General features: G+C 54.4%; 7 protein-coding genes. All 7 read left to right on the top strand.

The features are described 5' to 3' along the window. Positions 1–364 precede the first annotated feature (364 nt). The 7 genes from GOB87_RS15610 to GOB87_RS15640 all read left to right on the top strand — a co-directional run bounded on the left by GOB87_RS15610 (position 365) and on the right by GOB87_RS15640 (position 9,548). On the top strand, positions 365–1,153 hold the full coding sequence (locus GOB87_RS15610; protein ID WP_166318856.1) for a hypothetical protein: 789 nt from the start codon (positions 365–367) through the stop codon (positions 1,151–1,153). Then, positions 1,150–2,235: a hypothetical protein gene (locus GOB87_RS15615; protein ID WP_166318859.1), complete on the top strand. Its 1,086-nt coding sequence runs from the start codon at positions 1,150–1,152 to the stop codon at positions 2,233–2,235. The genes GOB87_RS15610 and GOB87_RS15615 overlap by 4 nt, the downstream gene beginning before the upstream one ends. Before the next feature lie 383 nt (positions 2,236–2,618). Beyond that, positions 2,619–2,759: a hypothetical protein gene (locus GOB87_RS15620; RefSeq protein WP_242006517.1), complete on the top strand. Its 141-nt coding sequence runs from the start codon at positions 2,619–2,621 to the stop codon at positions 2,757–2,759. A 35-nt stretch (positions 2,760–2,794) separates the two neighbouring features. Further along, entirely contained in the window at positions 2,795–4,321 is a 1,527-nt protein-coding gene (locus tag GOB87_RS15625; protein ID WP_166318862.1) for a type I restriction-modification system subunit M, read from the top strand. Next, positions 4,311–5,477 (top strand): restriction endonuclease subunit S, encoded by a 1,167-nt coding sequence (locus GOB87_RS15630; RefSeq protein WP_166318865.1) that lies wholly within the window; start codon positions 4,311–4,313, stop codon positions 5,475–5,477. Before GOB87_RS15625 ends, GOB87_RS15630 begins: the two co-directional genes overlap by 11 nt. Before the next feature lie 31 nt (positions 5,478–5,508). Next, the gene (locus tag GOB87_RS15635; protein WP_166318868.1) at positions 5,509–8,805 is read left to right on the top strand and encodes a type I restriction endonuclease subunit R; all 3,297 of its coding nucleotides are present in this window, start codon (positions 5,509–5,511) and stop codon (positions 8,803–8,805) included. Positions 8,806–8,807: 2 nt separating this feature from the next. Continuing rightward, the gene (locus GOB87_RS15640) at positions 8,808–9,548 is read left to right on the top strand and encodes a M48 family metallopeptidase (RefSeq protein ID WP_166318871.1); all 741 of its coding nucleotides are present in this window, start codon (positions 8,808–8,810) and stop codon (positions 9,546–9,548) included. Positions 9,549–9,889 lie beyond the last annotated feature (341 nt).

Genomic DNA, 9,889 nt, shown 5'->3' on the forward strand with positions numbered 1-9,889 from the left:
CTCAATCAGAGGTTCCCAGATCGCCCATGTCTCGTCCGTAAAGGTGCCTGTTCTGTCTCCTTCTTCCATCCCTACAATATGGGAAGAAATTCAAGATCTAACAGGCCCTAGGCTTCAAAAAACGGCCCGAAGCAGCATCAATGTGATCTTTGTCATCATCTAGGGAAACGCGACACGGGGCCTTTTTTATGCCTCCCACCTAGTTGCGATAAAGGGAATTATCGCAACTAGGGTGAGGAGAGGGGGCTTTGGCACGAATGTCTGCACAGATTGAAGCTAATGGCTTCTTAGAATGAATTGACAGTCATGGGAGTGTATTCCAAGACTGTATTTCGCCTGTTCACCGTGTAGCTGTTTGTGCGTGATGCCGTTTGAGATTGATCCCGAAATTGACGATCCAGATTACCTCTTTCGCTATCAGTCGCGCCGGTCGCTGTTGCATATGCAGGAGGCAATCGGTGCCTATTTGAGTCCCAGCCTCTGGAGTGGCGAGCATCGCCATCGCGAATATGTGCTCCGCGAACCTCTGCTCGCGAAAGGCCATCGGATCTACACGCTGTCTGTTTGGCGGAACGAAGCACTGGCGCGCGCCCATTTCCGGCGCTGCTCCTTTTCCAACGAAACGTTTGTTCTGATGCGCATACCGCGCCACGCCGCTGAATTGGCTTCATTGAGCTGGATCGACGACGACAAGCTGCAAAGAGAGGCGCTTCTCCTGTTCGAAGAAACGCCATGGGTGAATGAACAGGTTTATGGCTCTGCGCGCATTCCATGGACGAAAATCGAGATGACCGCGTTGGACTGGTGCCCACTGGAAATGAGGGAGGAAGACCGGCATGTCGTGGTTAAACATCCCTATGCGGTGACCTATGTTCATTATCCGGATGACCGCAATGACTATGGCTTGCCGCAGTCCGAGAAACACGTCCGTGGTCTTTTGAGAGCGTTGGCGGATACTGAACGAGAGTTACAACGTCTTGGCGCGTTCCAGTGGCTCCGCCGTAAAGAGTTGGAAGCTGTCAGAAACTCCCTGTTCTGGCAGTGCCACGCGATTGATCGGACTGCTCCTTCGGTTCGTGCAGCGTTAAACCGGCTCGATAAGTTCCTGCCGTATGAGCACCCGTGGCGGTGCTTTCTGGGTTTATTCGCATGACAGAGAGAGGGACGGTAAAAGCGGTTCCGCTACGCAGCTCGCTGCTTTCAGCACCGCTCGCCAGCTTGCTGGTTAGCACATCAGTCGCCGTGGGACGTCTCGACCAACGTCTGCTGGGCCATCCGTTGCTGCCAGCATTTCTCTTGCGTGCTCGGTTACAGACCGTCAGCGCGCAAGCCGCGACTGACGGATATCACATTGACCCCTGGCGTCTTATTGCTGTTCTCGAAGGCTTTCCTCTTCGTCAGCCCGCCGAAGCGATCGATCGGGCAGATCTTCATGATGCGACGTGGTGTGCCTACGATCTCTATGCGTGGCTGACGTTTGGCGGCGAAGATCGACAACCGAGCGTTGACGCCGCACTCCGGGCTCTTGAAGCTCAAGATCACGCTCAGGGTCCGCTCCTGTGTGCGGGAGAGGCTTTTTACCATTGGATATGGCAGGACAACCGTAGGCGGGCTCCCATGCGCGCCGCCCTGGTTCGTTACTGGCAGACATCCGGCTTGCTCCGTAATCCCATTCCGTTGACGGGAGCTAGGGCCTTCCGAACTGAGGCGCCTCAGGACCGCTCGGAATGGATAGTGGACTTTCTCTCCGAGCTTCAGCGCGAAGCGGAACGCTTTGATACCCTGTTGTCGAGGCTGGAATACGCTTGGAGGACAGGACATCAGGTCATGCGGGGTCAACGTTCGACCTCGCGGGCTGGCGACGTTCTTGACCTTCTGACTCTGCGCCCGATGGTGTCCGCTACCTGTGCGGCAGAGGAATTGGGCATGTCCGTCAATACGGCGCTCCATTATTTCGAGCGGATGGTAAAGAAGGGTATCGCCGTAGAAATCACTTCCCGTCTCTCGAGGCGGTTTTTCAGTCTGAAAGATTGCGGGGGGCTGACGGACACTATTGCGCCACCACGTCGGTGGAGAGTAAAAAATCAGGCTTCGCAAGTGAGCGGAGATATTCAGACTGCATCGCGTGTCGTACGGAGTCCGCAGCGGTGGGAAAAGCTCGATTACGGAGATCTCGATCAGGCGCTTCAATCAGCTGAGCGAGCAGTGAAAAGATTTATTGAGAAGGTGAAATAGACTTCTTATTTACATAAGTGAAGTGTCTAGTGGTCCAACTATATTTTGTAATATGAATAAGTGAGTCGGGATGGACTGATTAAGGGGTTGAAATAAAGTAATTATTCATATTAAAAGCGGAGAAAACGAATGTTTTGAGAAAATGTCGTTATGTTATGAGGCAAAATGCCCGGATGATTGCAAGCTGGCTGCGTCTACCTATCTGGAGGGTCCAGACCAAATGGTGCCTCTTACAATAACCTGCAAATCTCCCAACGATGCGATGAGCGCCGTTTAGAAGGCGGGACGTATGGGGAAGTGCCGACGGTCCCGTTTTTTGGGTCATTGGTGGAGCCGCGCAAAGTTCGGGAAGGCTGGCTTTCTCAAGACAAGTTCGACCGGTCGTGCTGCTCCCATTGACGCAGCAGGAACAGATTGCCGGTTTTGCCTGCGCCGTGCGGCGGGAGGAAGCCCTCTTGCTCCGCTTGCGCCAAACCAACCAGCAGATCATGACCGGACTTGCCAGAGACCTTCTGACTGACTGACACTCCCCTTACGTTTTGAAACAGGACCAGATTTCGTGACCGAGCAGATTTCACAAGACACCATCAACAAGGCACTCTGGAATGCCTGCGATACCTTCCGTGGCACCGTCAGCCCCGATACGTATCGGGATTATGTGCTGACCATGCTGTTCCTGAAATACATCTCCGATGTGTGGCAGGATCATTATGACACTTACAAAAAGGAATATGGCGACAATCCCGAACTGATTGAAGCCATGATGGCACAGGAACGCTTTGTTCTGCCGAAAGGTGCCGACTTCTACACCCTCTATAAAGAGCGTAATACGCCTGGCAATGGCGAGCGGATTGATAAAGCCCTGCACGCCATTGAAGAAGCCAACGGCACCAAGCTCAAGGATGCGGGCAAGAGCGTGTTCCAGGACATCAGCTTCAATTCAGATAAGCTGGGTGATGAAAAGCAGAAAAACACCATTCTGCGGCATCTTCTGGAAGATTTTGCCAAGCCGGACCTGAACCTGCGGCCATCGCGCGTTGGCAATCTGGATGTGATTGGCAACGGCTATGAATTCCTGATCAAGAATTTTGCCGCCAGCGGTGGGCAGAAGGCGGGCGAGTTCTATACCCCGCCGGAAGTCAGTGAACTGCTGGCCCGTCTGCTGAACCCGCAACCCGGTGAGAGCATCTGTGATCCGGCCTGTGGTTCGGCCTCCCTGCTCATGAAGTGCGGCAAACAGGTGACGCAAAACCACAAGGGCAGCAAGGATTACGCCCTGTATGGGCAGGAAGCCATTGGCTCCACGTGGTCTTTTGCCAAAATGAACATGTTCCTGCATGGCGAAGACAACCACCGCATTGAATGGGGCGACACCATCCGCAGCCCCAAGCTGCTGGATGACAAGAATCACCTGATGCGGTTTGACGTGGTGACGGCCAACCCGCCCTTCAGCCTCGACAAATGGGGCCATGACGAGGCGGAGCAGGACGTGCACCACCGCTTTGCCCGTGGTGTGCCGCCCAAGACCAAGGGCGATTACGCCTTTATCCTGCACATGATTGCCACGTTGAAAGACCGCACCGGCCGCATGGGTGTTGTGGTGCCGCATGGGGTGCTGTTCCGGGGTAGTTCGGAAGGGAAAATCCGCCAGAAGCTGATTGAGGAAAACCTGCTGGATGCGGTGATCGGCCTGCCGGAAAAGCTGTTCTTTGGCACGGGGATTCCAGCGGCCATCCTGATCTTCCGCAAGGACCGCAAGACGAAGGACGTGCTGTTCATTGACGCCAGCCGCGAGTTCAGGGCGGGCAAGAACCAGAACGTGCTGACCGAAGAGAACATCACGAAGATTGTTGAGACCTACCGTGCCCGCAAGGACGTGGACAAATACGCCCATCTCGCCACGCCGGACGAGATCAGGGAGAACGACTACAACCTGAACATTCCGCGTTATGTCGATACGTTTGAGGAAGAAGAAGAAATCGACCTGAATGCCGTGCGGGCTGAACGGGCGGAGATCAAGGCGGAACTGAGCAAGCTGGAAGCCCAGATGGATGCCTATCTGAAGGAGCTGGGTTATGCTTCCTGAGGGGTGGAGAAAAAAGAGCTTTGGCGATGTGGTATATATTGCAAACGGATTAGTAGATCCAAGGGAAGCGTCTTTTAAGAATACAAAACACATTGGGCCTGAAAATGTTATTTCCGATACAGGCCGAATTGTTAATGAACGGACGTGTGGTGATTTGAAACTAATATCTGGAAAATATGAGTTTGATAAACACTCTATTGTCTATTCAAAGATTCGTCCAAACCTAAACAAAGTATGCACTCCATCATACTCGGGTGTATGCAGTGCCGACATGTATGTTCTTCACCCTCGCAAAGGAATAGATAAGAATTTTCTTTTTTTTAGTATATTGGGGGATACTTTTAAAACTCGTGCAATTTCGATGTCTATGCGCACTGGAATGCCTAAAATAAATCGAGAGGATTTATCTTCTATACCAATTCTCCTTCCCCCTCTCCCCGAACAGAAGAAGATCGCGGCGATCCTCTCGACGTGGGATCGTGCGATTGAGGGGACGGAGAAGCTTCTGGCCAACAGCCAGCAGCAGAAAAAAGCCCTCATGCAGCAACTCCTCACAGGCAAAAAACGCCTGCCGGGGTTCACGGGGGAGTGGAAAGTTAGGAAATTTCAAGACTTATTCCAAGAGCGCGTAGAAACAGAAAGAACAGATCTCCCACTTCTTTCTGTAACGGCGAATGATGGGGTTATCTTTCAAGAGGACAGTGGAAGGAAAGATATTTCAAAGGAAGATAAATCAAAATACAAAAGAATATATGTTGACGATATTGGCTACAATACAATGCGAATGTGGCAAGGCAGATCATGCCTTTCTGACAAAGAAGGTATTGTCAGCCCAGCTTACACAATCGTTTTTGCAAAGAAAGACATCTGCACGAGATTTGCATCTTATCTTTTCAAGTTTCCCCCCATGATCCACGTTTTTTATCGACATTCACAAGGTCTCGTATCCGACACGTGGAACCTAAAGTTTAAGCACTTCAAAGAAATTTCATGGAAACTTCCTCCTCTTCCCGAACAAAAAGCCATAGCCGCTGTCCTGAGCACAGCGGACGAAGAAATCACAGCGATTGAATCCGACCTTTCTCGCCTGCGTCAGGAGAAGAAAGCCCTGATGCAGCAGCTTCTCACGGGCAAGCGCCGCGTGAAGGTCGATTAAGTCATTTCAGTTTACAGGATATTTGAACATCATGGTTTCTGCCCCAAAATTTCAGGAAGAATACAGCGCCAAGCTTCCCGCCCTGGCCCTGCTCAGCACGCTCGGCTGGCGGTTTCTGCCGCCATCCGAGGCGCTGGCGTTGCGGGGCGGCAAACAGGACGCCGTGGTGCTGGACTCTCTCCTGCGGGCGGAACTGAAAAAACGCCGCTTTACGTTTGAAGGACAGGAGCACAGCCTGTCCGATCAGGGCATTGATGCGCTGGTCTCCCACGTCACGCATCCGGATTTCGTCTCCGGCCTGCGCGATGCCAATGACAAGATGACCACGCATCTGCTGTTCGGCATTGCCATTACCGAGTTCATTAACGGCCGCAAGGCCAACCCGACCATCGCCCTCATCGACTGGCAGAACCCGGACGATAACAGCTTTACCTTTACCGAAGAATTCAGCGTTCTGCGCACGGATCTGACGCAGACGCGCAGGCCGGACATCGTCTGCTTCGTCAACGGTATTCCGCTGGCCGTGATCGAGGCCAAGCGTCCTGATGGCCAGCCGGGCAAAGGCCCGACGGTGGACGCCGGGATTTCCCAGAGTATTCGCAACCAGAACAAGGATGAAATCCCCCAGCTTTTTGCCTACAGCCAGCTTCTACTCTCCATCACCGGGCATGACGGACGCTATGGCACCTGCGGCACGCCCAAAAACTTCTGGGCAAGCTGGAAGGAAGAAGACATTCCCGAAAGCCGGATGGAGGCGCTCAAGAACACGCCGCTTTCTGGGGTCCAGAAAGATGTGCTGTTTGTCGATCGAAAACCCCCAGCCCGGATATGGTTCGAGGACTGGGCCTCCCGCCCGCTGCATGTCTCGGATCAGGACCGGCTGCTGATTGGTCTGCTCTCGCCCCAGCGCCTGCTGGAAATGACCAGATACTTCACACTGGTCGACCGCAAGGCGGGCAAGATCGTCGCCCGCTATCAGCAGGTCTTTGGGATCAAACGCCTGCTGGAACGCATCAAGTCCCGCCGCAGCGATGGCGGGCGTGAGGGCGGCGTGGTCTGGCACACCACGGGGTCCGGCAAGTCCTTCACCATGGTGTTCCTCAGCCGCGCCCTCATTCTGGATGACGATCTCAAGCAATGTCGCATTATTGTCGTGACAGATCGCAAGGATCTGGAACGGCAGTTGAGCACCACCTTCTCCACCGGCGGCGAACTGGCGGACAAGAAGGACAAGGAAGAAGCACTCGCCACCTCTGGCCGCCGTCTGGCGCAGCAGATCGGGCATGGGCAGGAGCGGATCATCTTCTCGCTCATCAACAAGTTCCACACTGCCACCGGCTATCCCGAATGTCATAATGACAGCGCGGACATCATTGTGCTGGTTGATGAAGGCCACCGCAGCCAAGGCGGTGAAAACCATGCCCGCATGAAGCACGCTTTGCCCAATGCAGCCTTTATTGCCTTTACTGGCACACCACTGCTTAAAGGTAGCGAGACCACCAACCGTTTTGGTAAAATTGTTCACTCCTACACCATGCAGCAGGCGGTAGCAGACGGCACGGTAACACCCTTGCTGTATGAAGAACGTAAGCCTGACCTTGATGTCAATGACCGCGCTATTGATGCCTGGTTTGAACGCATTACGCAGGGGCTGACCGAGGAGCAGGTCACGGACCTCAAAAAGCGTTTTGCCCGCGCCAATCAGGTTTACAAGGCGGATGACCGCATCCGACTGATCGCCATGGATCTGGCCACGCATTTCGACAACAACATTGATAAAGACCTCAAGGGCATGCTGGCCTGTGACAGCAAGCTCTCCGCCATCCGCTACAAACGATATCTGGACGAGGTGGGTCTGTTCGAGAGCGCCATCGTCATGAGCCCGCCCGATACGCGCGAAGGCCATACGGAAGTGGATGAGCGCAAACAGCCCGAAATCCAGACTTGGTGGAAGGAGAATGTCGGCAGCCAGAGTGAGGAAGACTACACGCGAAATGTGATTGACCGCTTTGAGAACGACCCCAATCTCAAGCTCATCATCGTGGTCGACAAGCTGCTGACCGGCTTTGACGAACCGAAGAACGCGGTGCTCTATATCGACAAGCCCCTGAAGCAGCACAACCTGCTCCAGGCCATTGCCCGCGTGAACCGGCTGCATGACCAGAAGAAGCACGGGCTACTGATCGACTATCGCGGCATTCTGGCGGAACTGGACACCACGCTGGCCCGGTATGACGAGCTGGCGGCCGAGAATGTCGGCGGGTATGATCCGAAGGACATTGCCGGGCTTTATAGCCAGATGAGCACGGAATACCGGGAACTCCCTGCCCTGCACAAAGCGCTCTGGGCCATTTTTGACGGTGTGAAGAACAGAAGCGACCTCCAGCAGCTTCGTGCTGTGCTTATGCCCCGCATGGTGGAAGAACACGGCCAGATGGTGGATGTGAACCTCAAGCGCCGGGATGATTTCTATGAGGCGCTGACGAAGTTTGCCGCCTGTTTGAAAGTCGCGCTGCAATCCGTGGCCTTCTTTGAAGATACCAGCTTCACGGAAAAGGACCGCGCCACCTACAAGGAAACACTGAAACAACTGACCAGCCTGCGGCAAATGGTGATGCAGGATACGGGGGAGACGGTGGATTTCGACCAGTATGCCGAGCAGGTCAAGAAGCTTCTGGACCGGCATGTGGCCGGGGTGAAGGTTCATGACTCCCAGGGGCTCTATGCGGTCGGCAAGATGGGCCAGAAGCCGGAAGACAACGAACCAGAAAACTGGAGTGAGGAGAAAACCCGCAACGAGACGGATCTGATCCGCACCCGTGTGACAAAGATGATCGACCACGAGATGCAGGATGACCCTTACGCGAAGGAAGCCTTCTCGGCCCTGCTGCGCAAGGTGATTGCGGAAGCGGAAAGCCTGTTCGACCATCCGCTCAAGCAGTTCATGCTGTTTCAGGAGTTCGAGGAGCAGGTTGCCAATCGCAAGCTAGAGAACATCCCCTCTGTTTTTGACGGGCACCGCCATGCGCAGGCCTATTATGGCGTGTTCCTGAAAACACTCGCGGCCATCTTCAACCATAAGCAGACGGATGAGGAGAACCAGCGCTGGATTGATCTGGCGTTCCAGATTGACACAGTGGTGGACAAGGCCGTGCGGGAGAACTCGCTCAGCCGCCCCGATATGGAAAAAGCGGTCAGGAAAGAACTGCTGCCGCTCCTGTTCAGCACGGGCCAGAAAGCGGGCTTTGGTGTGGACAAGGCACAGGAGATCATTGAGCAGGTCATCCAGATTATGCGGGCTGGGCCTGCTGATACAGTACGTGGTTGAGCATGAGCGGCAAGGACCAGCGTATTCTGACCTATGGGAGTGAGCAGATCCGGGTAGAACTGCTGCCCCGTGCACGTCCTGGCACGACGCTACGCATCAAGGTACATCCAGACCTGACTGTGCAGGTGGTTGTTCCCGAAGGCACCTCGGATGTCGATCTGGAACGGGCATTAAAACAGAAAACCCGCTGGATCTGGCAGAAACTGCGGGACTTCCGAGCGGTGCAGGAACACGCTACGCCACGCGAGTATGTCAGCGGGGAAAGCCACTTCTATCTGGGGCGGCGGCATCTGCTGAAAGTGCATCATCAGCCTGATGCGCCGGAGACCGTGCGCATGTTGCGAGGACGGCTGGAGGTGTCCGTGCAGGAACGCCATGCCCTGCGGATTCAGAAGCTGCTGGAACTCTGGTATTTTACGCGGGCGCAGGACGTATTTCAGCACCGCCTTGATGCGCTGCTGCCGTCAGCACTCTGGGTCAGCACGCCCCCTGCCCTGAAGCTCCAGGTGATGCAGACGCAGTGGGGCAACTGCTCACCTGGGGGCACCGTCACGCTGAACCCACATCTGGTCAAAGCCCCGCGTGACTGCATTGATTACGTCATCCTGCATGAACTGTGCCACCTGAAGGAGCATAATCATGGGCCAGCGTTCTGGAAACTTCTGCGGTACCTCATGCCAGACTGGGAGCGGCATAAGGCGCGGTTGGATGAGATGGCGGAGCTGGTGCTGCGGACCTCATGAGGCCAAATCTCATTACGACTTACGTCTCAAGTCAGTCATACATGCGATTGGGAAAGTTTCTCGAAAGCCGACATTTGCTAGGCACACGTGAATTGACCGAGTTTGGGATGAAGCGACTGTTCTTGACGATATGGTTTCGACGCGGAAATCTCACAGAAGGGTTGTGCATCGGGTTAGATTATGAAAAAGTCTGTTTTGCACAAAAGAATTTTTCATAAGCAATAAACGAACCCGATGCAGACAGAGTGTAGCGCAGGCGCGTATGAGTTTCCAGCCTCCTGTGGACGGCGTGTTGTGGCCCGTTTTGACGGGGGTCGCATGAGTTCGGATGGGGGCGTCAT

It is taken from the genome of Acetobacter estunensis, assembly GCF_011516945.1.
In the GTDB taxonomy this organism is placed as follows: domain Bacteria; phylum Pseudomonadota; class Alphaproteobacteria; order Acetobacterales; family Acetobacteraceae; genus Acetobacter; species Acetobacter estunensis.